Genomic DNA, 22,692 nt, shown 5'->3' with positions numbered 1-22,692 from the left:
GGCACGCCGTCACAAGTCGGCCGCGGCAGCCTGCAGACCGTGCTTGAGAATATCGACCATCTCGTCGATCTGCGCCTTGCTGATCGTCAGCGGCGGAGACATCACGGCAGTGGCATAGATCGGCCGCAACAGAAGACCGTTCTGCTGACAGATCCTGTCGACCTTGAGCAGGAAATTCATGTCGCGCTCCTCGTTCGGTTGGTCGGTATCGAGACTGCATTCAACCCCACCCATCAACCCCGCCACCCGGACGTCGCAGACCACCGGCAGATCGGCAAGCTCTTGCAGGCGTTTCCTGAAATGGGGGGCTACGCTGCGGGCGTGATCAAGCAGGCCGTCGCTTTCAAATATGTCGAGATTGGCCAGCCCGGCCGCCGCCGCGACCGGATGACCGGAATAGGTGAACCCGCTGAAGAAGGGCTTGGCGGAATTACCCGCGGCCTTGATCTCTGCCAGCAGCCGATCGGAAATGAACAGCGCCCCCAGAGGCAAATAGCCCGAGGTCAACCCCTTGGCCGTGGTCAGCATGTCGGGTTCGACCCCGAAAACATCCTTGCTGGCGAAGTAGCTGCCCAAACGACCGAAGGCGGTCACCACCTCGTCGGCGATGAACAGGACATCGTATTTCCTGCACAGCGCATGGCAACGTTCGAAATAGCCCTTTGGCGGGATAATGACGCCACCCGATGCCAGAACCGGTTCAGCGATGAAAGCCGCGACCTTGTCGGGGCCAAGTTCCAGAATCTTGTTTTCGAGATCGGCAACCTTCGCATCGCAGAAATCCTCGACCGACATGCCCGCGGGACGCCGCGAGGGGTTGGGATTGGGGATCAGGTGAACCCGGTCCTCGATCATGTCCATGTTGGCCTTTTCCAGCATCTTGCCCGAACACGAGGCGCTCAGATAGGTGCTGCCGTGATAGGCGCCGACCCGGGCGATGACGTGCTTTTTCTCCGGCCGGCCAAGGCAATTGTTGTAGAAGAACGCGAAGCGGAGAGCCGAGTCGACCGCGGTCGAACCGCCAGTGGTGAAAAACACATTGTTGAGATCACCGGGCGCCAGCGCGGCCAGCCGCTCGGCCAGAATCGCCGCGGGCGCCGCGGTGACGGACCAAGGTGAAAAGTAGCTCAGGTCACGCATCTGCGCCGCGACGGCGGCAACGATTTCCTCGCGCCCGTAACCGACATTCACGCACCACATGCCGCCGGGCCCGTCGATCATCCGCTTGCCATCGCTGTCGGTGATGTAGATGCCGTCCCCCTTCGCTATCACCGTCCGCGCAGCGGTTCCGGTCGCGGTGACGTCCTCCCAGGGATGCAGGAAATGCCGGTCCTTGCACTGCAAGCTTTGCGTATGTTCGCTGGCATTATTCGTCATGACGTTTCATCCTGTTTCTGACCTACCTGCCGTGTTCCGGTGAGCCGCGCCGCTGCGCCTGCGGAGTCAATTTCCAAGGGACTGATAGCACCTTGCTCGAGGTCCCCGGCAACTTGCGGATCGTCGTTGCCCCGCCGTCTTGCACGGGACATGAACACAATATGATCAAATCTGACACGTTTCTGTTTGCGGACACAAGCCGCTTTGAACTGCGTGCCATTCGCCCCTCGACGAAGCCGCGGCGACCGTGCGTCACCGCTCTGACCTGCATGTATGGAAGAACTGGCGACCCCGACAGGATTCGAACCTGTAACCTGCCCCTTAGGAGGGGGCTGCTCTATCCAGTTGAGCCACGGGGCCGCGCGCTTTCGTCTTAGCCCGGTCGTCTGACTTGAACAAGCCCCGCGCTTCGCGCTAACTGTTAGACATTCTTTCCCATTTCAGGACACCGGATTTGAGCCGCACGCCCCCCCGCCCCCTGACCCTGCGCGATGTTTCCGAAGCGTCGGGCGTTTCGGAAATGACCGTCAGCCGCGTGTTGCGCAACCGCAGCGACGTATCGCAGGCGACGCGGGAAAAGGTGCTGCGGGCGGCCAAGCAACTGGGCTACGTGCCCAACAAGATTGCCGGCGCGCTGGCCAGCCAGCGGGTGAACCTGGTCGCGGTGATCATCCCGTCGATGTCCAACATGGTGTTCCCCGAGGTGATGACCGGCATCAACAAGGTGCTGGAAAACACCGAGCTGCAACCGGTCGTGGGCATCACCGATTACCTTCCCGAGAAGGAAGAGAAGGTTCTTTACGAAATGCTGTCCTGGCGGCCCTCGGGGGTGATCATCGCCGGGCTGGAACATTCCGAGGCGTCGCGCGCCATGCTGCGCGCCGCCGGTATCCCGGTGGTCGAGATCATGGATACAGACGGCGATCCGGTCGACGCGGTGGTGGGCATTTCGCACCGCCGCGCGGGAAAGGAGATCGGCGAGGCGATCCTGAAGGCCGGCTACAAGCGGATCGGTTTCATGGGCACCAAGATGCCGCTGGATCACCGCGCCCGCAAACGGTTCGAGGGCATGACCCAGGCGCTGGCCAAGGGCGGCATCGAAGTGGCCGATCACGAGTTTTATTCCGGCGGATCGGCGCTGGCCAAGGGGCGTGAAATGACGCAAGCCATGCTGGAACGCACCCCGGACCTGGATTTCCTGTATTACTCCAACGACATGATCGGCGCGGGCGGGCTGCTTTACCTGATCGAAAAGGGCTATGACATCCCGACGCAGATCGGGTTGGCCGGGTTCAACGGGGTCGAATTGCTGCAAGGGCTGCCGATGAAGCTGGCGACGATGGATGCCTGCCGGTCGGAAATCGGCCGCCGCGCCGCCGAGATCATCGTGGCGCGGACCGAGGACCCCAACGTGGAGATCGAGGAACGGATCGAGCTGACCCCGACGATCAGCTATGGCGATACGCTGCGGCGCGGCTGACAGCGCGGCCTGCGTTTTGCGGCGGCCGGGGATGCCTCCGGCGGGAGTATTTGGACCAAGAAGAAACGGATGAGCGAATCCCGCGGGAGCGCGGTTAGATCATCCGGATCACGTCCTTGTCGACCGCCAGCATGTAACCCTTGCGCGTGATGTTCTTGACCAGAAGCTCGCTGACCATCTGGTTACCCAGCGTGTCGCGCAGCCGCTTGATCCGCGTCGCGCCCGCCGCTTCCTCGCAATCGGCGCTGTCGCGGCCCGATACCATCGCTTCGATCTCGGCGCCCGACAGCACGTCCTCGTCCATCCGCGCCTCGGCCAGCACCGACAGGGTTTCCATCGCGGCGGCGGTCAGCTTGAAGCCCATGTTGTTGAGATAGACCGTGTTCTCATCGCGGCTGATCAGCAGCGACGACACCTGAATCCCGGCCTGTTCGATCTGCGCCATGCGCCGGTTCATGCCCACCAGCATGACCAGGAACACCAGGGCGGCGATCAGCATCGCGGTGGCGAAGATCAGCAACACGAAGATCACCATCCGGTAGCTGGTGAGCGTATCGGCAAAAGCGGTACCCGATTGCGCCAGAATCTCCAGCAGCTTGATTTCGGCGGCCGTGGTCAGGTCGTCGTTCTCAACGAAAATCCGTTCCACCCGCGCGTTGAACGCATTGGCGTCCGGCAGGGTGAAGAACAGCAAAACCGCCGCCGCCAGCAGAAGCCCGACGATGGCGGCGATACCCAGGGTGACGACCCGGCTGCCCGAGCGGCGTATCTCAGTAGCGGAGGAAGTATTGTCCGGCACTGCCTTTCCTTTCCTCCAGCCCTTCGGCCCCGAAGACCGACAACACGTTCAGCAGGGTCCAGCCCTCGGCGGCCAGCCTCGGCTTCAGTTCGGCCTTGGCGGCGGATTTGCTGCAGTCGCCGCGGATCTGCGCCACGCCATAATGCAGCCGCAGCGGCGCGTCCTGCTTGGCCTTGTAATCGGCATAGCATTCCGCCCGCGCCTGCACCGGGGCGGCGAGGGCAAAGCCCAATGCGATCAGGGATGTAAAGACGATCTGTTTCATGCCGCCAACATGCGCCCCGTGGCGGCGTTATTCAATAACCAAAGGGGTTTGCGCGTGGTGTTATCCGATAACAGCCAAGCGTTATTGCCTGTCTTGCGGCCCCGGCCCGATCGTGGCGGCACAACCATCGCGGCCTTCCCGCCCGATGCGCATGCAACATGATACAGCAAAGGAACTGCCCCATGTCCCGCAAATTCATCGCAACCGTCCTTGCCGCCTCTCTTGCCGTGACCTCGATTTCCGCCGCCCCGGCGCGGGCCGGGGAGGATGACCTGGTCAAACTGCTGGCTGGTGCCACTGCGCTTTTCATCATCGGTAAGGCGATCAACGACAAACCGGCGCGCGCCGCCGCACCGCAAAGCCGCAACTACGATTACACCCGCCCGGAATACACCCGCCCGTATGACGGTGATCGCCGTCACGAATACCAGCACCGGCAGCGCCACGCCTACAACGCCCCGCTGCCCGGCTATTGCCGGTCTTCGGTCTGGACCGATCAGGGGCGTCAGCGTTTCCTCGACGGGCGCTGCCTGCGGCAAAACTATTCCCAGGCCCGCGACCTGCCGCAACAATGCCGGATCACCGTCGGCAAGGGAGCCGATCACAAGCGCCGCGGCTATTCGATCCCCTGCCTGAAACGGAACGGCTTCGAGATCGCCCGCAACTAATCGCGCTTGCAAATCCCATTGCAACAGGCTTTCACCAAGCCATGAGCAAACCGGATTACACGATCGAACAAGAGGCGCACGCGCAGGGATACCTGCGCGTTGCCGGCGTTGACGAGGTCGGGCGCGGGCCGCTGGCCGGGCCGGTGACCGCCGCCGCCGTGGTGCTGGACCCCGCGCAAATCCCCGTGGGGCTGAACGATTCCAAGAAGCTGACCGCGAAGAAACGGCAGGCGCTGCTGGAACAACTGCTGGAACGGGCCGACATATCGGTCGCCCATGCCACGGTCGAGGAGATCGATCAGCACAACATCCTCCGCGCCAGCCATATCGCCATGGTCCGCGCGCTGGAGGGGCTGAAGGTGCCGCCCGATTTCGCCCTGATCGATGGCAACATGATCCCCCGGGGTCTGAGCCTGCCGTCGCGCGCGGTGGTCAAGGGCGACGCGCTGTCGCTGTCGATCGCGGCGGCCTCAATTGCGGCGAAAATAAGGCGCGATCAGGTGATGTGGGATTTGGCGCAACAGTTCCCCGGTTATGGATGGGAAACAAACGCCGGATATCCGACCAAAGCGCATACCGATGCGCTGCGAAATCTGGGCGTGACCCCACATCATAGGCGTTCCTTCAAGCCGGTACACAATATCTTGTATCAAGAGTAAATCGTAACCCTCTGATTCAAAAAAGAAATTGACCCGGAATCCGGTTTGACTCATCTTTGTCCCCAACCACAGAGCGCAAAAATGCGCCGGGTATTGAGGCAGAGAATGAAACCGATGAACAATGAAAAGGGCGCGCCAGCGCTCCCTCTAAACGCGATTCTTGATGGCGACTGTATCGAGAGGATGAACAGTCTTCCCGAGAACTCGATCGATCTGATCTTCGCGGATCCCCCCTATAACCTGCAGCTGAAGGGCGATTTGCACCGCCCCGACAATTCCAAGGTGGACGCGGTCGACGATCACTGGGACCAGTTTTCGTCCTTCGCCGCTTATGATCAGTTTACCCGCGACTGGCTGGCCGCCGCGCGCCGCATCCTGAAACCCAATGGCGCGATCTGGGTGATCGGATCCTATCACAACGTTTACCGCATGGGCGCCGAGCTGCAGAACCAGGGTTTCTGGATTCTCAACGACGTGGTCTGGCGCAAATCCAACCCGATGCCGAATTTCCGCGGCAAGCGCTTCACCAACGCGCATGAAACGCTGATCTGGGCGTCGAAATCGGAAGGCGCCAAGTACACCTTCAACTACGAGGCGCTGAAGGCGCTGAACGAAGGCATCCAGATGCGGTCCGACTGGGTGCTGCCGATCTGCAATGGCGGCGAGCGGCTGAAGAACGAGGACGGCGAAAAGGCGCATCCGACGCAGAAACCCGAATCTCTGCTGCACCGGGTGATCCTGGGCACCACCAACCCGGGCGACGTCATCCTGGATCCGTTCTTCGGCACCGGCACCACCGGCGCCGTGGCCAAGATGCTGGGCCGCGATTTCATCGGCATCGAACGCGAGGAAGCTTACCGCAAGGTGGCCGAAAAACGCCTGGCGGCGACGCGTAAATACGACCGCGACGCGCTGCAGGTGACCGCCAGCAAACGCGCCCAGCCGCGCATCCCCTTCGGCCAGCTGGTCGAACGCGGCATGCTGCGCCCGGGCGAAACCCTGGTCAATCCGCGCGGTAAGACCGCCAAGGTGCGCGCCGACGGCACGCTGATCTCCGGCGAAACCCGCGGCTCGATCCACCAGGTCGGCGCGGCGCTGGAAGGCGCGCCCAGCTGCAACGGCTGGACCTACTGGAGCATCAAGCGCGACGACAAGGAAGTGCCCATCGACCTGCTGCGCCAGCAGATCCGGTCGGAAATGGGCCACTGAGGCATTCCGAAATCAAAAGTTACCGCCGGTGCCTGTGACCTGACGCATGGCACTCACTTGCCCCGCCCTTCCGGCGGGGCTTTTTTCTTGGTGGGTCAGGGGGGCGCTGCCCCCATCGTGGCAAGCCACGACTCCCCCCGGGATATTTTTAAACAGAGGAAACGCAGGGCCATTCCTTGTTTCTTCTTGGTCCAAATACTCCCGCCGGAGGCAAAACCGGAGCGAATTCGGCGCAGGCGAATTCGTGACATATCATGACTGCGCCCTGGCGCAGACAATCTGGCAACCTCCCGGTCAGAGCCGCGGCAGCGGCAGGGTGCCGGCCTTGTAGGGGGCCCAGTCCTCGATCTCGGGATAGAAGGTCCGCCGCCAGTCTCGCACCTTCGGGTTCATCCGGCGCCGCCACAGCGGTGGGACCATCGCGATCAGCGCCATCAGAGGATAGCCGTAGGGCAATTGCGGCGCCTCTGTTTCCGCGTAATTCTGCAGCAGCGGAAAGCGCCGGTCGGGTTTGTAATGGTGGTCCGAATGGCGCTGCAGGTTGATCAGCAGCCAGTTGGTCGCCTTATGCGCCGCGTTCCAGCTGTGATGCGGTTTGACATGTTCGTATTTGCCGTCGCCCAGATGTTTGCGGGTCAGCCCGTAATGTTCGACGTAATTGGTCAGCTCCAGCTGCCAGATGGCGCTGAAAGCCTGCACCGCGAACAGAACCACCCCTTCCCAGCCGCCGACCGCCAGCGCCAGCAAGATCGCCGCCAGTTGCAGCGCGCCGTAGCGCCAGAACGGGTTCGAGCGGTGCAGAACGGGCAGCTTGCGCCGCGCCAGCATCGCCTTTTCCGCCGCCCAGGCCGATCCCGGGCAGTCCCGCAGCACCCGGATAAAGAACCGGTGGAACCCTTCGTTATAGCGCGCCGTCACCGCGTCGCGCGGGGTGCCGACATGGCGGTGATGCACCAGCAGGTGTTCGGAACGGAAATGCGAATAGAGCACCGAGGCCAGCAAAAGGTCCGCCAGCCAGCGTTCGAAACGGTTCTTCTGATGCATCAGTTCGTGGCTGTAGACGATACCCACCGTGCCGGAAATCACCCCGACCCCGAAGAACAGCACCAGCTTTTCGGTCCATCCAAGATGGTCCGCACGGGTGGCATAGAAGATCATCCCGTAGATCACCGCGAATTGCACCGGGAACCAGATCAGCGTGATCAGCCGGTACCAGAACAGATCGGCATCGGGCGTCTGTGGATCGGCGTTTTCCAAGTTCAGCCCCAGCACCGCGTCCAGCAGCGTGAACAGCCACCAGGCCCAGAGCGGCAGAAGGATGGCCCAGTATCCGCCCATGCCGGCGCTGAACACGGCCACCGGCACCAGGCTCAGCGACAGCCAGAATGGCAGGGCATTGCGGAAACGGCTCAGGTTTTCGGCGGCGATCATCCGGGCATGTCCTTCCCGATCAAAACAGGGTTTCGCGCGTCAGAAGCCATCTTTGAACGAAGCGCGGGCGAGGTCAAACGCCTTTCGCATCACCGTCGGCAGGTCCGACGGGCGGAACCGATCCGGGCCGAGGAATTCGCCGGTATCCGGTTCGGCCCCCATCGGCAGGTCCGCCACCCGGATCGCCAGCCGCAGGTGGAAATGGGTGAAGGTGTGGCGCGCCTCCGCGCCTGCGTCGCGCCACTGGGCGGCGACCGGCGGGGTGTCTTGCGGCACGGTTTCGGCCCAGTCCGATCCGGGCCAGCCCAGCATGCCGCCCAGCAGCCCCTTGTCGGGACGACGCTGCAGCAGGAAGGCGCCGTCGGCGCGCCGCCCGACATAGGCGATGCCCAGCCGGATCGGTTTTGGTTTCTTCGGAAGTTTCTTCGGCAGTTCCGGCGCGGTGCCGTTGCTGCGCGCCACGCAGGGGTCGCGCCAGGGGCAGATGCCGCAAGCGGGCGATTTCGGGGTGCAGATCGTGGCGCCCAGATCCATCACCGCCTGGGCGTAATCGCCGGGCCGCGCGTCGGGCGTCAGGCGGGCGGCCATTTCGGTCAGTTCGGGCTTGGCGGTGGGCAGCGGCACGTGCAGGTCGTGCAGCCGCGCCATCACCCGTTCGACATTGCCGTCCACCACGGTTTCGGGCAGGTCATAGGCAATGGCGGAGATCGCCGAGGCCGTGTAGGGGCCGATGCCCGGCAGGGACAGCAGCCCCTCGCGCGTCGCCGGGAACACGCCGCCATGATCGGCCACCACCGCCCGGGCGCATTTCAGCAGGTTGCGGGCGCGGGCGTAGTAACCAAGCCCGGCCCATTCACCCATCACGTCCTCGTCCGCCGCCGCGGCCAGGTCCGCGACCGTGGGCCAGCGCGCGGTGAAACGGTGGAAATAATCCCGGACCGCCGCCACGGTGGTCTGTTGCAGCATCACCTCGGACAGCCAGACGCGGTAGGGATCGGGACGGATACCGTCGCGCCGCGCCGACGGGCCCACCCGCCAGGGCATTTCCCGCGCATGGACATCGTACCAGTCCAGCAGATCACCGGCTTCGGCCCGGATCATTTCCCCATTCATTCCCGCGTCACGCAAACTTTATTTCCTGTCATGTCCTATTCGCTGGCGTCCTGCCCGCGCCCTACTAGAATAGGTCGCGAAACCAGGATGCAACCCATGACCCCGAGACGCAGCACCACGAAGGGATTTTCCCGCACCGCCTCGCTTCTGCAAAAGCAGATTCGAAAGGCGGGGGAATCGCGTGGGTTCGCCGTCACCCGGCTGCTGACCCACTGGCCCGAAATCGTCGGCGAGGACCTGGCCGGGATCGCCCGCCCGGTCGAGGTCAAATATGGCCGCCAGGGATTTGGCGCGACGCTGACCATCCTGACCACCGGCGCCCAGGCCCCGATGGTCGAGATGCAGAAGGAACAGCTGCGCGAGAAGGTCAACAGCGTCTATGGCTACAGCGCGATTTCGCGCATTCGCATCACCCAGACCGCGCCCATCGGCTTTGCCGAAGGTCAGGCCGATTTCAGCTACGCGCAAAAAGCGGCGCCGGAACCGGCGCGGCCCGATCCCGAAATCCGGCGCGAAGCAGCCGCAATCGCCCATGGCGCCGAGGACCAGGCCTTGCGGGCCGCCCTTGAAGCGCTGGCACAGAACGTTCTATCCAAGACGAAACGATAATAAGAAAGGTGTTCGACATGAACCGCAGATACGCCTTGGGCCTCATCGGGGCCGCCACCCTTTCCGCCGGCGCACTGTCGCTGTTGCCCCGGTCTTCGGGCCTGAGCGATCTGGGCGCCGCCTATGCGGAAGGCGCCAAGGTGGATACCTCGAGCGTTCTCGAAATGACGATGGGCGCCGAAGACGCGCCGGTCACGCTGATCGAATACGCTTCCTTCACCTGTCCGCATTGCGCCAACTTCAACAACGGCCCGATGAAGCGGGTGAAGCAGGAATACGTCAACACCGGCAAGGTGCGCTTCATCTATCGCGACGTCTATTTCGACAAACCCGGCCTGTGGGCCTCGATGGTGGCGCGCTGCGATCCGAACCGGTTCTTCGGCATCGCCGATCTGATCTATGCCGATCAGCGCAGCTGGATCGGCAAGGGCAACCTGAACACGATCGAACAGAACCTGCGCAAGATCGGGCTGGTGGCCGGGCTGACCAAGGAACAGCTCGATGTCTGCCTGAAGGACAACGTCAAGGCGCAGACGCTTTACACCTGGTCGCAGGAACATGCCGACGCGGACGGGATCACCGGCACGCCGAGCCTGATCATCAACGGTGAAAAGTATTCCAATATGTCCTATGAGGATCTGAAGAAGATTCTGGACCAAGAACTGGGAATGTAATGACCTCACCGCTTGAGGGGCTCAAAGTCGTTGAGCTCGCACGTATCCTGGCCGGCCCCTGGGCCGGTCAAACCTTGTCCGACCTGGGCGCAGACGTCATCAAGGTCGAAAGCCCGGCGGGCGACGATACCCGCCAATGGGGCCCGCCCTTCATCGAACGGGGCGACGACAAGACGGCCGCCTATTTCCATTCCTGCAACCGCGGAAAGCATTCGATCACCGTCGACTTCCGCACGGCCGAGGGCCAGCAGCGGGTGCGCGATCTGGTCAAGGACGCCGATATCCTGATCGAGAATTTCAAGCTGGGCGGGCTGAAGAAATACGGGCTCGACTACGACAGCCTGAAAGAAGTGAACCCGCGGCTGATCTACTGCTCGATCACCGGCTTCGGTCAGGACGGGCCCTATGCCCACCGCGCCGGATACGATTACATCATTCAGGGCATGTCGGGACTGATGTCGATCACCGGCGATCCCGACGGCCAGCCGCAGCGCGTCGGCGTGGCGGTGACGGACATCTTCACCGGCGTCTATTCGGTGGCGGGCATCCTGGCCGCGCTTTACCAGCGCGAACGCACCGGGCGGGGCCAGCATATCGACATGGCGCTGATGGACGTGGCCGTTTCGGTCACCGCCAACCAGGGCATGAATTACCTGTCCACCGGCACGCCGCCGGGCCGGACCGGCAATTATCACCCGAACCTGACGCCCTACCAGGTGTTCGACTGCGCCGACGGCTACATCATCATCGCCACCGGCAACGACGCCCAGTATCAGCGGCTTTGCGGGTTGCTGGGGCTGGATTGGATGGCCGAGGCGCCGGAATTTTTGAAAAACGCCGACCGGGTTGCCAACCGGCCGAAGATGATCGATCTGCTGATGGGGGAAACCCGCAAGCGCAGCAAGGCCGAGCTTCTGGCGGGCTGCGAGGAACGCGGCATTCCGGCCGGGCCGATCAACGACATGTCCGAAGTGTTTGCCGATCCGCATGTGCAGGCACGCGGGATGCAGGTGGAACTGGATGGGGTGCCCGGTATCCGCTCACCGTTCCGGTTCTCGGATGCCGAGCTGAAGCTCGATCACCCGTCGCCCAAGCTCGGCGAGGATGACGCGCGCGGAAAATGACGCAGTTCCGGGGCGAAGTCCGCCCCGGAATTCGCCGTCTCAACCGTAATCGCGTTCGCCGAAGATGGCCGACCCGACCCGTACATGGGTCGCGCCCTGGGCGATCGCTTTTTCGAAATCGCTGCTCATCCCCATCGACAGGCCCTTGAGCCCGTTGCGCTCGGCGATCTTGGCCAGCAACGCGAAATGCAGCGACGGTTCCTCGTCCACCGGCGGAATGCACATCAGCCCGACAACGGGCAGGCCCAGGTCGCGGCACTCGGCGATGAAGGCGTCGGCCTCCCCCGGCATCACGCCCGCCTTCTGTTCTTCCTCGCCGGTATTCACCTGAATGAACAGATCGGGGCAATGGCCCAGTTCTTCCGCCAGCCGCGCCAGCGTCTTGGCCAGTTTCGGACGGTCCAACGAATGGATCGCCTCGAACAGTTCCATCGCCTGGCGCGCCTTGTTGGTCTGCAGCGGCCCGATCAGATGCACCTCGACGCCGTCGAACTGTTCGCGGAAATCGGGCCATTTCCCGGCCGCTTCCTGCACCTTGTTTTCGCCGAACAGCCGCTGGCCCTCTTGCAGCACCGCCTCGACCCGCTCGTTGGGCTGCACCTTGGAAACAGCGATCAGCTTGACGCTGCCGGGGGCGCGGCCGGAGTCTTTCTCGGCCTTGGCGATGCGGTTTTTGATTTCACTCAGAGACATGGCAATCCTCTTGTTCCTGTCCGCACAGAACACCACTGCGCCGAAAAAGAAAACCCCGCCCCGCAGAAGCGCAAGCGCCATTGAAGGCGCAATCTGGCCTGCCTATAGTCCGGCAAAACACGAGGACGATCATGGCCCTGAACCCCCGCGCCGATGCCGACAAGATCTTGGCCCTGCTGAACCAGGGGCAATTCAAGCAAGCTTTCAAAGCGGCGAAGGCGGCGACTAAGTCCTATCCGCGGGAAAGTTTTTTCGCCAACCTCGCCGGCACGGCCCTGGCGCAGCAGGGGAACGAACGCGAAGCCATCACCTGGTTTCAGAAGGCGCTGCGGCTGAACCCGGACAATCCGGATGCGCAAAACAATCTCGTCCAGGCGCTGATTTCCATCGGCCAGCCGAAAAAGGCGCTGGAGCTGATCGGGAAAATACTGCCGAAACGGCCCGACCGCCCCAATGTGCTGCATTTCAAGGCGCTGGCCCTGATGAATGCCGGGCATCCCGACGCGGCGATGGCAGCGCTTGACGAAGCCCTAAGCCTTACCCCCAACAACGCCCGCGCGCTGACCCTGCGCGGCATGCTGCGCGCGGATCATGGCGATGAAGAAGGGGCGCTGAGCGATTACGAGGCGGCGCTGCGGCTGGACCCTAAGGCTCCGGATACGCTGACCAACATGTCGCTGGTCCTGACCCGGCTGCACCGCATGGATGACGCGATGCGCGCGGTCGAAACCGCCCTGTCGATCAATCCCCGGCATCTCGCCGCCCTGCAGCGGCGCGCGGTTCTGCTCAACGAACTTGGCCGCCAATCCGACGCCGTCGCGGCCTATCGCCGGTTGCTGGAGGCCGCCCCCGGGGATGCCGAGGCGATGATGGACCTATCGCTGATCGCCCCGGCTCAGGACAGGGAGGCCCTGCTGGCGGAGGTGGACGCCGCGCTGTCGCACACCGCCAAGGCAGCGCCCGGCCTGCCCTTCCTGGCGCTAGCGAAAGCGCAGTTGCTGACCAAGCTGGGGAAGGGCGAGGACGCCGCGCGCTGGTTCAAGACCGGCAACGCGGCACTGGCCAAACAACGCCCCTTCGACACCGCCGAGGCGGAACGCGAATTCGACCGGATCACCGATCTTTTCCAATCGCTTCCCGATCCTGCCGACCCTGCGGAGCCGCGGCCCATTTTCATCCTGGGCCTGCCGCGCTCAGGCACCACGCTGACCGAACAGATCATCACCTCGCATCCCGGCATCTTCGGCTGCGGCGAACTCGCCACCGCAGGGCGCATCGTCCGTAATCTTCTCGAAGCGGATATCGCGCCGGAAGACCTGGACCCTGCGCAATTCGCCGAGGATTACCGCAAGACCCTGCCGCCGATGCCCGAAAACACGGTCGCCTTCGTCGACAAGATGCCTGCGAACTATCGCTATGTCGGCTTCCTGCTGCCCGCCTTTCCGAACGCGGTCATCCTCCACGTCACCCGCGATCCGCGCGACGTGGCCCTGTCCATGTGGCGCACCTTTTTTTCCAGCCCGGCGATGTCCTTTACCTGCGATCAAAAGGCAATGGCGGCGCAGTTAAACCTGTACCGCCGCTACATGGATTTCTGGGGCGGGCTGTATCAGGATCGCCTGATCGACGTTCCGTACGGGGCGCTTGTGCGCGATATCGAAGCGATGAGCCGGAAACTGGCCAATACCTGCGGAGTCGACTGGCTTCCCGAAATGGCGCTGCCGGAAAAGAACACCGCGCCGGTCCTGACAGCCAGCGCCGCGCAGGTGCGCGAAGGCGTGCATGCCCGTTCGCTGGGCGGCTGGGAAAAACATCAGGATATGCTGGCAGAGTTCATCGCTGGGCTGGACCCCGCCCTTTGGCCCGAATTGCAGGACTGACCCGAAGCGGATCGTCCCTCTGCCCGATCAGTCGCAGACAAAAAGAAAGGGCAGGTCCGAAGACCTGCCCCTCTTTGGATCGTTCTGACTTCTGGGATCAGAAGTTGAACTTCAGACCCAGGTCGGCGCGGGTGGTGCCGGCCAGCGATGCAACACCGCCGACGATCGAGGTGCCACCGCCCAGGCTGTGCGAAACGCCCAGACCGTAGTTTTCGTCGTCGATGGCTTCGTCGTGGTTGACGTAGCCCAGGATTTCGGTGGCTGCGCCGATTTTGCCCGAAGCGGCCAGGCCGTACTTCATGTCGCCATCGTTGTCAGCAACCTGCAGGGTCACTTTTGCGGGGCCGAAGCTGCCCGATGCGGTCAGGGCCCATTCGGTGTCGCCAGCAACGTCGCTGTCCTGGAAGCCAGCAGCGATTTCGTAGCTGTTCATGCTGTACGAAACGTACAGAGCGGTTTTCGAAACGTTGCCGTTGAACGCGTTGTCGAACGAGTGCGACAGGTGAGCGCCGAAAGCACCCGACGAGTACTTAACGTCAACACCCTGACGGCCGGTGCTGCCCGAGGTGTAGGCGTCGGCGCCGAAGTTGTACACAACGTTGGCATAGCCCAGGCCGGTCAGACCAACCGAACCGTCATACATGCCGGGCATGAATTCGATCGCGCCCTGAACGTGGTTCACGGAGACTTCCAGACCACCGGTCGAAACCCAGAAACGAACGGGGTTGAAGCCGCCGTTGCCCTGGTACGAGTCTTCCATTTCGTCGAACTGAACGCGGGTCTGTGCACCGAACTTCAGGCCGTTGTCGCTTTCCGCGGTTGCGGTCACGATCAGGCGGAAGCGCGAATCCAGAGTGATTTCGTCAGCTGCGTTTTCCTGGTAGTAGGCACCAAAACGGCCGTAGCCGCCGAACGAAACGTCTGCTGCTGCAACACCAGCGGTTGCGACCAGAGCAGTCGTAGCGAAGAGAACTTTTTTCATAGTTTTTCCCTCGGTTTTCCAATCAAGCCCCCAAAACGGGGAATCCGATTTGGGTATGCAGTTTCTCTCGCTCTTTTCGGGGTGTGTTTGCAAGCAATGCGGCCGGATTATCGGCAAAGCGCGCCGAAGATGATGCAGCTTTGCCACAGTGACAGGGCTGCACCCGGCACAGGAAGCTGAACATCCCGCGAGGAAGCCGCCCTGCCCGGGCTTAAAAGACTAAAACCCTTGCTCCTGTTCCTCCCCTTCGGTAGGACGGATACGAATGAAAAAACCGGGTGGCTGCATGACCATCAAGCGTAGTTCAAAGATCATTATCGCCTGCATGGCGCTTGCCGCGGTTACCGCCTGTGGCAATCGCAATCGCGCGCCGGGCGACCCTCTGATTCCCGGCGATATCGAGGCCTATAATAAGCGCGAAAATATCGGGAACCCGATTGAACGCCCCGACACGTCGAATTCCATCTGGGATGTCTTCAAGAAGAAGAACGGCGACCTGCAGGTTTCGGTGAACCGCTATATCTGGGATGCGTCGCTCGAAACGCTGAATTTCCTGCCGGTGGAATCGGTCGATCCCTTCACCGGCGTGATCGTGATGGGATACGGCACGCCCCCGGGCGGCGGCCGGGCCTATCGCGCCACCGTCTATATCAAGGATCCGGCGCTGGAAGCGCGCTCGCTCGTGGTGGCGATGCAGACCCGCGGCGGCGGTCCGGTCAGCGCCGACACCCAACGCGCCGTCGAGGATGCGATCCTGGCCCGCGCGCGCCAGCTGCGCATCAAGGCCGGAAAATACTGATCCTCAACCGGTTGGATTTCAGATTGCATTAGAAAAGGCGCCGCACCCCGGCGCCTTTTTTCAATCCCCGACCACCCCGGCGGTCATATCCGCCAGCTTGCCGATCCATTCCATCTGGCGCGGCAGGCAGATGGATTGAAGGTCGTAATTGCGCACGATGTGCTGGCGCGCATTGCGGCCCAGCTCGGCGCGCATTTCGGCGTCTTCCAGCAAGCCGCAAACCTCATCGACCAGGGCGTCGCCGTCGAAGAAATCCACCAGCCGGCCGTTTTCGCCGTGCCGGATCGCTTCCTTCAGCGGCGCGGTGTCGCTGGCCACGATGGCGGCCTCCGCGCTCATCGCTTCGAACAAGGACCAGCTGAGCACGAAGGGATAGGTCAGATAGACATGCACACGGCTGACCTGCAACAGCGAGATAAAGGTGTCATAGGGAATGCGGCCCAGGAAATGCACCCTTTCCCAGTTCGGCGTCGGGATTCGGCCACGCACCTCGTCGATGAAAATCTGCTTCCAGGTCTGCCCCTTGGGCGGCTTCGACCCATAACTGACCTCGTCGCCGCCGACGATCAGCACCTTGGCGTTGGGCCGTTCCTTCAGCAGTCGCGGCAGCGCGCGCATGAAGATGTGATAGCCGCGATAGGGCTCCAGGTTGCGATTGACGAAGGTGATCACCTCATCCTCGCGGGTCACCCGCGACCCGTCGGGCAGGTCCAGCACCACGTCGGGGTTCGGCACCACGTGGTTGGTGTCGATCCCGTCATGGATCACGCTGATCTTTTCGCGGAATTCCGGCGGGAAGGTCCCGGCCTGAAATTCGGTCGGGCTGATCCCCATATCGCCGACATTGTAATGTATCCGGTTGTTGAGGTTCTTCAGCCGGATGCGCAGCTTTTCGGTCTCGCCGGTCTTGGCCTGGAATTCCGGATCGAATCCCAGATGGGCCGGATCGGACAGGTGATAGAGCTCGTAATAGAGCCCGATCCGCGCCTCGGGCCAGACATCACGCAAGAACATGGTTTCGCCCCAGCCCGGATGCCCGACGATGATATCGGGGCTGAAGCCGCGGTCGCGCAATTCGCAGGCGGCGTGGAAACAGGCCTCGGCCCGGATCACCTTGGTGTCGAAATCCAGAACCCAGGGGTGGGTGCCGCTGCCCTGCTTGCGCCGGATGCCATAGGGCAGCACCCGCACCCCTTTCCAGGTCTGGGGTTCCTTCACCCGCAGGGTCAGGGCGACGCATTGATGACCGGCCGCCGCCAGCGCGGGGGCAAGATGCTTGTACTGGCCGGGAAAATTCTGGTGAATGAAAAGGATCTTCATCTGCTCGCCTGCAATGCTTTTGTCCTTTATACCGCGCCTTTTGCCACGGCAAAGACCCGCATTTTTGCCTTTACCCACTGGACCGCAAGAAAAAGCCCGCATATCACCCTGAGCGACGACGCGATGCATAATGCCAAGGAATACGACATGACCCGCTATTCGGCCGCCGAAATCGAAGGCAAGTGGCAAGAGGCCTGGGAAAAGGCTGAAATCTTCAAAGCCGTGCGCAGCGCGGACAAGCCGAAATATTACGTGCTGGAAATGTTCCCCTATCCGTCGGGCCGCATCCATATCGGGCATGTGCGCAACTACACGATGGGCGACGTGATCGCGCGCTACAAGATTTCCACCGGCCATAACGTGCTGCACCCGATGGGCTTCGACGCCTTCGGGATGCCCGCCGAAAACGCCGCGATGGCGTCGGGCGGTCACCCCAAGGACTGGACCTATTCCAACATCGACACGATGGTCGCGCAGATGAAGCCGCTGGGCTTCGGGCTCGACTGGTCGCGCATGTTCGCCACCTGCGACCCGGAATATTACGGCCAGCAGCAATCGATGTTCATCGACTTCATCGAAAAGGGCCTGGTCTATCGCAAGAACGCGGTGGTGAACTGGGACCCGGTCGACATGACCGTGCTGGCCAACGAACAGGTGATCGACGGCAAGGGCTGGCGCTCGGGCGCCGAGGTCGAACGCCGCGAGTTGACGCAATGGTTCTTCAAGATCTCGGACTTCTCCGAGGAACTGCTTGACGCGCTCGATGGGCTGGATGACTGGCCCGCCAAGGTGAAGCTGATGCAGGCCAACTGGATCGGCAAATCGCGCGGGTTGCAATTCGCCTTCTCGCTGATCGACGGCCCTCATGGCGCCGACCGGGTCGAGGTTTACACCACCCGCCCCGATACCCTGATGGGCGCAAGCTTCGTCGGCATTTCGCCCGACCACCCGCTGGCCAAGACGCTGGAGCGCGAGCGCGAAGACGTCGCCGCCTTCTGCGCCGAGGCACGCAAGGGCGGCACCACCGAGGAAGCGCTGGAAAAGGCCGAAAAGCTCGGCTTCGACACCGGGCTGAAAGTGCGCCATCCGTTCGACGACAGCTGGGAACTGCCGGTTTACATCGCCAACTTCATCCTGATGGATTACGGCACCGGCGCGGTCTTCGGCTGCCCGGCACATGACGAACGCGATTTCGACTTCGCCACCAAGTACGGCCTGCCGATCACCCCGACCTTTGAACCGGTCGAGGGCGACTATCCCGAAGGCGCCGCCTACGTGCCGCTGAAATCCGAAAAGGTGCGCTACACCAAAGGCTTCGCCGGCGAGGAAATCCAGACAGGCGAAGACGCGGTGAACGCCGCCGTCGATTTCTGCGAATCGAAAGGCATCGGCCAAGGCGTGACCAAGTTCCGCCTGCGCGACTGGGGCCTGTCGCGCCAACGCTACTGGGGCTGCCCGATCCCGGTTGTCCATTGTGATACTTGCGGCGTGGTGCCCGAGAGGAAGGAAAACCTGCCGATCGCCCTGCCCGACGATGTCAGCTTCGACACGCCCGGCAACCCGCTGGACCGGCATCTTACCTGGCGCCATTGCACCTGCCCGAAATGCGGCGACAACGCCCTGCGTGAAACCGACACGATGGACACCTTCGTCGATTCGTCGTGGTATTACGCCCGCTTCACCGCGCCCCATGCCGAGACGCCCACCGATCCGGCCGAGGCCGAATACTGGATGAATGTCGACCAGTATATCGGCGGCATCGAACACGCGATCCTTCACCTGCTCTATTCGCGCTTCTTCGCGCGGGCGATGCACATCTGCGGCCACCTGCCGGAGAAATCCAAGGAACCGTTCAACGCGCTGTTCACCCAAGGCATGGTGACCCACGCGATTTACCAGACCAAGGGCGCCGATGGCCGTCCGGTTTATCATTACCCCGAAGACGTGGACCTGCGCGACGGCAAGGGCTTCCTGAAGGACGGCACCGAGGTGGAAATCATCCCCTCGGCCAAGATGTCGAAGTCGAAGAACAACGTCGTCGACCCGGTGCAGATCATCGAACAATACGGCGCCGATACCGCGCGCTGGTTCGTGCTGTCCGACAGCCCGCCGGAACGCGACGTGGAATGGACCGCGAGCGGCGCCGAAGCGGCCAGCAAGCACCTGGCCCGCGTCTATCGCATCTGCGCCGAAATCGCGGCCAGCGATGCCGCCGATAACGCCAAGGAAGACGACGCGCTGCTGCGCGCGATGCACAAGGCGATCCACGAAGTGACCGTCGGCATCGACAGTTTCGGCTTCAACACCTCGATCGCGAAGCTCTATGGCTTTACCAACACCCTGGCGAAATCCAACGCCGGTGCGACGGCGAAGAAAGAAGCGGCCAAAACCCTGGCGCAGCTGATGTCGCCGATGACCCCGCACCTGGCCGAGGAATGCTGGCAGATCCTGGGCGGCGAAGACCTGATCGCGAAGGCCGCATGGCCGGTTCCCGACGAGAAGCTGATGGTCGACGAAACCGTCACCATGCCGATCCAGATCAACGGCAAGCGCCGCGCGGAAATCAGCGTGGCCAAGGATATGCCGAAGGAAGAGGTTGAAAAGCTGGTTCTGGAACACGAAGCTGTGCAAAAGGCCCTCGACGGGGGCCAGCCGAAAAAGCTGATCGTGGTTCCGGGACGGATCGTGAATGTGGTTGTCTGACCGAAGACATTTCCTTCTGACGCTTGGCGCCGCGGCCCTGACGGGCTGCGGCTTCGCGCCGGTCTACGCCCCGAGCGGATCAGGCAACGCGCTGCTGGGCACCATCGCGGTGGACGCGCCGGAAACCCGCGACGAACAGATACTGGTGCGCGAAATCGAAACCCGGTTGGGGCGGCCTTCTGTCACCCGCTATCAGCTGGGCTACACGCTCGACATCAGCGAAGAACGGATGGCGATTTCGGCCACCAACATCACTACACGTTTCAACCTGGTGGGCCGGGCGCAATTCACCCTGACTGATGCGGGATCGGGCCTGGTCATGACCCAGGGCAGCGTCGAACAGTTCACCGGCTATTCCGCCACCGGCACCACGGTGGCAACACTGGCCGCCGAACGCGACGCGCATGAACGGCTGGCGAAGATCCTGGCCGATCAGATCGTGACCCGGCTGATCGCAGCCTCGCCAGGCCTGACGCCATGAAACTGACCGGCCGCGATGCCAACCGCTATTTCGCCAAGCCCGATGCGTCGCGCACGGGCCTTCTGATCTACAGCGCCGACGCGATGCGGGTGGCGCTGAAACGGCAAGAGGTGATCGAGGCTCTTCTTGGCCCCAATGGCGAAGAGGAAATGCGCCTGGCCCGCATTCCGGCGGGCGATCTGCGCAAGGACCCGGCGATGCTGCTGGACGCGGTCAAGTCGATCAGCTTCTTCCCCGGCCCGCGCGTGGCCTTTGTCGAAACCGCGACCGACGCCGTGGCCCCCGCCATCGCCAACGCGCTGCAGGACTGGGCGCCGGGCGACGCACAGGTGATCGTCACCGCCGGGCAGCTCAAGGCCACCTCGAAACTGCGCAAGCTGTTCGAGGGCCATCCCAACGCCTATGCGGTGGGGCTCTACGACGATCCGCCCACCCGCGAGGAAATCGAGGCGGAACTGGCCCGGTCGGGCCTGACCCAGGTCGATCCGCAGGCGATGACCGACCTCACCAACCTGTCGCGCGAATTGTCGCCGGGCGATTTCCGCCAGACGCTGGAAAAGCTGGCGCTGTACAAGCTGAACGATTCCAGCCCCGCCAATTCCGACGATGTCGCCGCCTGCGCCCCCGCCACGACCGAAGCGGCGCTGGACGACATCCTCAACATCGTGGCCGAGGCGCGCGCGGGCGAAATCGGCCCGGTGCTGACCAAGCTGCAGGCGCAGGGCGTCAACGCGGTCAGCCTGTGCATCAACGCCACCCGACATTTCCGCACACTTTACGCAGCTGCCGCCGATCCTGGCGGCGCGGCGCAGGGCGTGGCGCGGATGCGCCCGCCGATCTATGGCCCGCGCCGCGATCGGATGATCCGGCAGGCCCAGGCCTGGGGCGCGCCGAAGCTGGAAACGGCGCTGACGCTTCTGACCGACACCGACCTGCAACTGCGGTCCGCCGGGCAACGCGCCCCGGCGATGGCCCTGGTCGAACGGATGCTGATCCGGCTGGCGATGCTGGCCAAGCGCTGACTATAACGAAGCGTTCCGGTGGATTTCGCGGCCCGGATACGGTCTGCTGATCCCCAACAGGGAGGAAACAAAATGTATGAAGTGATCGGACATCCATCCAGCCGCGCCTTCAGGGTGCTGTGGATGCTGGAGGAAATGGGCGAAGCCTATACCCTTATCCCCGCCAAGCCGCATTCGCCCGAGGCGCTGGATTGCAACCCGTCGGGCAAGGTGCCCGCGCTGCGCGTCGACGGTCAGGTGATCACCGATTCCACCGCGATCGTCACCTATCTGGCCGACAAGCACGGGCAGCTGACCTATCCGGCGGGCACAATCGAACGGGCGCAACAGGATGCTGTGACCCATCAGATCATCGACGAGCTGGACGCGGTGCTGTGGACGGCGACACGGCACAAGATCATCCACCCCGAAAACCGCCGGGTGCCCGCCGTCATCGACAGCCTGAAATGGGAATACGAGCGCAATATCGGCCATATCGCCGATCGTTTCGTCGGCCCCTTCGTGATGGGCGACAAGATGACCATCGCCGACATCATCCTGACCAACTGCCTGAACTGGGCCTTCGCGGCGAAATTCCCCGCCGCCCCCGAAAAGCTGACCGCCTATGCCAAGGCGATGCGGTCGCGCGACGCTTATAAGCGGGCCACCGGGAAATCCTGACCGGCCCACCAGCGCCCGGGGGGCCGCCACGCGGTCAGGTCTCCCGGGCTGCCTTTGCCCCGGACAAAGGGCAGCCTCACCCCCATCTGCCCGATCCGCCCCCCCGCTTCGGCCTGACCGCGTGCGCGTCCTGCGCGAACCCGCCTCCGCCGCCACATTTGGGCCGATTTCGCCACATTTGCCGGGTCGTCGCCACACTTCCGCCACATAGCCGGAAACAGGGAGAATCAGGCCAGATTTCCGCCCCAAAATCTACACTTTTGGATGTTTTTCGAATCACCTTTCGAGAAAATCAGCCCCGCATTTCGGACAATCGGGAGAAATTAAGGCCACTGTTTCCCGGTTTTCATAGACTTATAGTTGTTTTTTTCCGAAATTTGGCACAATTTTGTCGTGCTTGAGGCTGCACCATTGGCCTAGCCCGATCGGCGAAAGCCGTTTCACCCCGCTCGGCGCGCCACGACGTTTTGACATTTCCCGTCAATACTTCGCCCCTTCCCCCGTATACCCAGCCATACAATTTCCCGACCCTAAAGCAACGCGACTGTATTCTTGGCTCTACCAATAATTATTGCGGCAGCTTTATTGTTTTCAAACCGGCAACATTAACCAAGTTAAGGCTGTCAATTTTCGGTCATTCACCCGTTCCAGGGGCGGCCAAAAGGGGGCGATACAGGCCGCGAAATGGCCCTGAAAGCCGCGAAACCGCGGCCTGCCGGCCCGCCGTAAAATAGTACAATCTAA

21 protein-coding genes and 1 tRNA gene are annotated in these 22,692 nt (G+C 62.6%); 13 read left to right on the top strand and 9 right to left on the bottom strand.

All coding sequences use genetic code 11. The annotated features are described in order from the left end of the window. Positions 1-9: 9 nt before the first annotated feature. Together GR167_RS09380 and GR167_RS09375 are read right to left on the bottom strand one after the other, a co-directional pair. The gene (locus GR167_RS09380; protein ID WP_160973203.1) at positions 10-1,377 is read right to left on the bottom strand and encodes an aminotransferase; all 1,368 of its coding nucleotides are present in this window, start codon (positions 1,375-1,377) and stop codon (positions 10-12) included. 283 nt (positions 1,378-1,660) lie between these two features. Continuing rightward, positions 1,661-1,737: transfer RNA gene (locus GR167_RS09375), tRNA-Arg, on the bottom strand. 94 nt (positions 1,738-1,831) lie between these two features. Here GR167_RS09375 and GR167_RS09370 point away from each other — a divergent pair. Next, a complete protein-coding gene (locus GR167_RS09370) occupies positions 1,832-2,857 on the top strand; it encodes a LacI family DNA-binding transcriptional regulator (protein WP_160973202.1) in 1,026 nt (341 codons plus the stop codon). Positions 2,858-2,951: 94 nt separating this feature from the next. Here the strand turns inward: GR167_RS09370 and GR167_RS09365 are convergent, their stop codons facing one another. Together GR167_RS09365 and GR167_RS09360 are read right to left on the bottom strand one after the other, a co-directional pair. Beyond that, positions 2,952-3,656, bottom strand: a complete 705-nt coding sequence (locus GR167_RS09365) for a winged helix-turn-helix domain-containing protein (RefSeq protein WP_160973201.1) — start codon at positions 3,654-3,656, stop codon at positions 2,952-2,954. Continuing rightward, positions 3,628-3,921, bottom strand: coding sequence for a hypothetical protein (locus GR167_RS09360; protein WP_160973200.1), 294 nt, complete (start codon positions 3,919-3,921; stop codon positions 3,628-3,630). The genes GR167_RS09365 and GR167_RS09360 overlap by 29 nt, the downstream gene beginning before the upstream one ends. 182 nt (positions 3,922-4,103) lie before the next feature. On the opposite strand from GR167_RS09360, the gene GR167_RS09355 reads away from it, so the two are divergent. The 3 genes from GR167_RS09355 to GR167_RS09345 all read left to right on the top strand — a co-directional run bounded on the left by GR167_RS09355 (position 4,104) and on the right by GR167_RS09345 (position 6,457). Beyond that, on the top strand, positions 4,104-4,589 hold the full coding sequence (locus tag GR167_RS09355; protein ID WP_160973199.1) for a hypothetical protein: 486 nt from the start codon (positions 4,104-4,106) through the stop codon (positions 4,587-4,589). A 41-nt stretch (positions 4,590-4,630) separates the two neighbouring features. Continuing rightward, positions 4,631-5,248: a ribonuclease HII gene (rnhB, locus tag GR167_RS09350; protein WP_160973198.1), complete on the top strand. Its 618-nt coding sequence runs from the start codon at positions 4,631-4,633 to the stop codon at positions 5,246-5,248. A gap of 114 nt (positions 5,249-5,362) precedes the next feature. Next, positions 5,363-6,457: a site-specific DNA-methyltransferase gene (locus tag GR167_RS09345; RefSeq protein ID WP_160973399.1), complete on the top strand. Its 1,095-nt coding sequence runs from the start codon at positions 5,363-5,365 to the stop codon at positions 6,455-6,457. Between the two features lie 294 nt (positions 6,458-6,751). Here GR167_RS09345 and GR167_RS09340 read toward each other — a convergent pair whose 3' ends face one another. Both GR167_RS09340 and mutY read right to left on the bottom strand, forming a co-directional pair. Further along, positions 6,752-7,888, bottom strand: a complete 1,137-nt coding sequence (locus tag GR167_RS09340) for an alkane 1-monooxygenase (protein WP_160973197.1) — start codon at positions 7,886-7,888, stop codon at positions 6,752-6,754. Positions 7,889-7,927: 39 nt separating this feature from the next. After that, positions 7,928-8,989: an A/G-specific adenine glycosylase gene (gene mutY / locus GR167_RS09335; RefSeq protein ID WP_212769893.1), complete on the bottom strand. Its 1,062-nt coding sequence runs from the start codon at positions 8,987-8,989 to the stop codon at positions 7,928-7,930. Between the two features lie 108 nt (positions 8,990-9,097). Between mutY and GR167_RS09330 the strand changes: the two genes are divergently transcribed. The 3 genes from GR167_RS09330 to GR167_RS09320 are packed head-to-tail and all read left to right on the top strand — an operon-like array spanning position 9,098 to position 11,408. Next, positions 9,098-9,610: a DUF721 domain-containing protein gene (locus GR167_RS09330; protein WP_160973196.1), complete on the top strand. Its 513-nt coding sequence runs from the start codon at positions 9,098-9,100 to the stop codon at positions 9,608-9,610. A 17-nt stretch (positions 9,611-9,627) separates the two neighbouring features. After that, positions 9,628-10,284, top strand: a complete 657-nt coding sequence (locus GR167_RS09325; RefSeq protein ID WP_160973195.1) for a DsbA family protein — start codon at positions 9,628-9,630, stop codon at positions 10,282-10,284. Beyond that, the gene (locus tag GR167_RS09320; protein ID WP_160973194.1) at positions 10,284-11,408 is read left to right on the top strand and encodes a CaiB/BaiF CoA transferase family protein; all 1,125 of its coding nucleotides are present in this window, start codon (positions 10,284-10,286) and stop codon (positions 11,406-11,408) included. Before GR167_RS09325 ends, GR167_RS09320 begins: the two co-directional genes overlap by 1 nt. Positions 11,409-11,447: 39 nt before the next feature. On the opposite strand, the gene GR167_RS09315 is transcribed toward GR167_RS09320, so the two are convergent. Next, positions 11,448-12,101: a YggS family pyridoxal phosphate-dependent enzyme gene (locus GR167_RS09315; protein WP_160973193.1), complete on the bottom strand. Its 654-nt coding sequence runs from the start codon at positions 12,099-12,101 to the stop codon at positions 11,448-11,450. Between the two features lie 131 nt (positions 12,102-12,232). Between GR167_RS09315 and GR167_RS09310 the strand changes: the two genes are divergently transcribed. Then, positions 12,233-13,981, top strand: coding sequence for a tetratricopeptide repeat-containing sulfotransferase family protein (locus tag GR167_RS09310; protein WP_160973192.1), 1,749 nt, complete (start codon positions 12,233-12,235; stop codon positions 13,979-13,981). Positions 13,982-14,078: 97 nt separating this feature from the next. On the opposite strand, the gene GR167_RS09305 is transcribed toward GR167_RS09310, so the two are convergent. Further along, positions 14,079-14,963, bottom strand: a complete 885-nt coding sequence (locus tag GR167_RS09305) for a porin (protein ID WP_160973191.1) — start codon at positions 14,961-14,963, stop codon at positions 14,079-14,081. A gap of 286 nt (positions 14,964-15,249) precedes the next feature. Here GR167_RS09305 and GR167_RS09300 point away from each other — a divergent pair, with 286 nt between their 5' ends. Then, positions 15,250-15,762 carry a DUF3576 domain-containing protein gene (locus GR167_RS09300; protein WP_160973190.1) on the top strand — a complete coding sequence of 171 codons (513 nt, stop codon included), beginning with the start codon at positions 15,250-15,252 and terminating at the stop codon, positions 15,760-15,762. A 60-nt stretch (positions 15,763-15,822) separates the two neighbouring features. Here the strand turns inward: GR167_RS09300 and GR167_RS09295 are convergent, their stop codons facing one another. Continuing rightward, positions 15,823-17,082, bottom strand: coding sequence for a glycosyltransferase family 4 protein (locus tag GR167_RS09295; protein WP_160973189.1), 1,260 nt, complete (start codon positions 17,080-17,082; stop codon positions 15,823-15,825). Positions 17,083-17,229: 147 nt separating this feature from the next. Here GR167_RS09295 and leuS point away from each other — a divergent pair, with 147 nt between their 5' ends. From leuS to GR167_RS09275, 4 genes are all read left to right on the top strand, one after another. Further along, positions 17,230-19,785, top strand: coding sequence for a leucine--tRNA ligase (leuS, locus tag GR167_RS09290; protein WP_160973188.1), 2,556 nt, complete (start codon positions 17,230-17,232; stop codon positions 19,783-19,785). Continuing rightward, positions 19,772-20,266 carry an LPS assembly lipoprotein LptE gene (gene lptE / locus GR167_RS09285; RefSeq protein WP_160973187.1) on the top strand — a complete coding sequence of 165 codons (495 nt, stop codon included), beginning with the start codon at positions 19,772-19,774 and terminating at the stop codon, positions 20,264-20,266. The genes leuS and lptE overlap by 14 nt, the downstream gene beginning before the upstream one ends. Beyond that, positions 20,263-21,288 carry a DNA polymerase III subunit delta gene (gene holA / locus GR167_RS09280; protein WP_160973186.1) on the top strand — a complete coding sequence of 342 codons (1,026 nt, stop codon included), beginning with the start codon at positions 20,263-20,265 and terminating at the stop codon, positions 21,286-21,288. The genes lptE and holA overlap by 4 nt, the downstream gene beginning before the upstream one ends. A 72-nt stretch (positions 21,289-21,360) precedes the next feature. Beyond that, positions 21,361-21,948, top strand: coding sequence for a glutathione S-transferase family protein (locus tag GR167_RS09275; RefSeq protein ID WP_160973185.1), 588 nt, complete (start codon positions 21,361-21,363; stop codon positions 21,946-21,948). Positions 21,949-22,692 lie beyond the last annotated feature (744 nt).

It is taken from the genome of Thalassovita mangrovi, assembly GCF_009857745.1.
Taxonomy (GTDB): Bacteria; Pseudomonadota; Alphaproteobacteria; order Rhodobacterales; family Rhodobacteraceae; genus Thalassobius; species Thalassobius mangrovi.
Note: the sequence above shows the minus strand (reverse complement) of the source record. Positions and strands in the feature narration are given on the sequence as shown.

Coding starts and splice junctions, on each gene's coding strand:
- GR167_RS09380 (WP_160973203.1), bottom strand. CDS start 1,377: ATGACGAATAATGCCAGCGAACATACGCAAAGCTTGCAGTGCAAGGAC.
- GR167_RS09360 (WP_160973200.1), bottom strand. CDS start 3,921: ATGAAACAGATCGTCTTTACATCCCTGATCGCATTGGGCTTTGCCCTC.
- GR167_RS09355 (WP_160973199.1), top strand. CDS start 4,104: ATGTCCCGCAAATTCATCGCAACCGTCCTTGCCGCCTCTCTTGCCGTG.
- rnhB (WP_160973198.1), top strand. CDS start 4,631: ATGAGCAAACCGGATTACACGATCGAACAAGAGGCGCACGCGCAGGGA.
- GR167_RS09345 (WP_160973399.1), top strand. CDS start 5,363: ATGAACAATGAAAAGGGCGCGCCAGCGCTCCCTCTAAACGCGATTCTT.
- GR167_RS09340 (WP_160973197.1), bottom strand. CDS start 7,888: ATGATCGCCGCCGAAAACCTGAGCCGTTTCCGCAATGCCCTGCCATTC.
- mutY (WP_212769893.1), bottom strand. CDS start 8,989: ATGATCCGGGCCGAAGCCGGTGATCTGCTGGACTGGTACGATGTCCAT.
- GR167_RS09330 (WP_160973196.1), top strand. CDS start 9,098: ATGACCCCGAGACGCAGCACCACGAAGGGATTTTCCCGCACCGCCTCG.
- GR167_RS09325 (WP_160973195.1), top strand. CDS start 9,628: ATGAACCGCAGATACGCCTTGGGCCTCATCGGGGCCGCCACCCTTTCC.
- GR167_RS09320 (WP_160973194.1), top strand. CDS start 10,284: ATGACCTCACCGCTTGAGGGGCTCAAAGTCGTTGAGCTCGCACGTATC.
- GR167_RS09315 (WP_160973193.1), bottom strand. CDS start 12,101: ATGTCTCTGAGTGAAATCAAAAACCGCATCGCCAAGGCCGAGAAAGAC.
- GR167_RS09310 (WP_160973192.1), top strand. CDS start 12,233: ATGGCCCTGAACCCCCGCGCCGATGCCGACAAGATCTTGGCCCTGCTG.
- GR167_RS09305 (WP_160973191.1), bottom strand. CDS start 14,963: ATGAAAAAAGTTCTCTTCGCTACGACTGCTCTGGTCGCAACCGCTGGT.
- GR167_RS09300 (WP_160973190.1), top strand. CDS start 15,250: ATGACCATCAAGCGTAGTTCAAAGATCATTATCGCCTGCATGGCGCTT.
- GR167_RS09295 (WP_160973189.1), bottom strand. CDS start 17,082: ATGAAGATCCTTTTCATTCACCAGAATTTTCCCGGCCAGTACAAGCAT.
- leuS (WP_160973188.1), top strand. CDS start 17,230: ATGACCCGCTATTCGGCCGCCGAAATCGAAGGCAAGTGGCAAGAGGCC.
- lptE (WP_160973187.1), top strand. CDS start 19,772: ATGTGGTTGTCTGACCGAAGACATTTCCTTCTGACGCTTGGCGCCGCG.
- holA (WP_160973186.1), top strand. CDS start 20,263: ATGAAACTGACCGGCCGCGATGCCAACCGCTATTTCGCCAAGCCCGAT.
- GR167_RS09275 (WP_160973185.1), top strand. CDS start 21,361: ATGTATGAAGTGATCGGACATCCATCCAGCCGCGCCTTCAGGGTGCTG.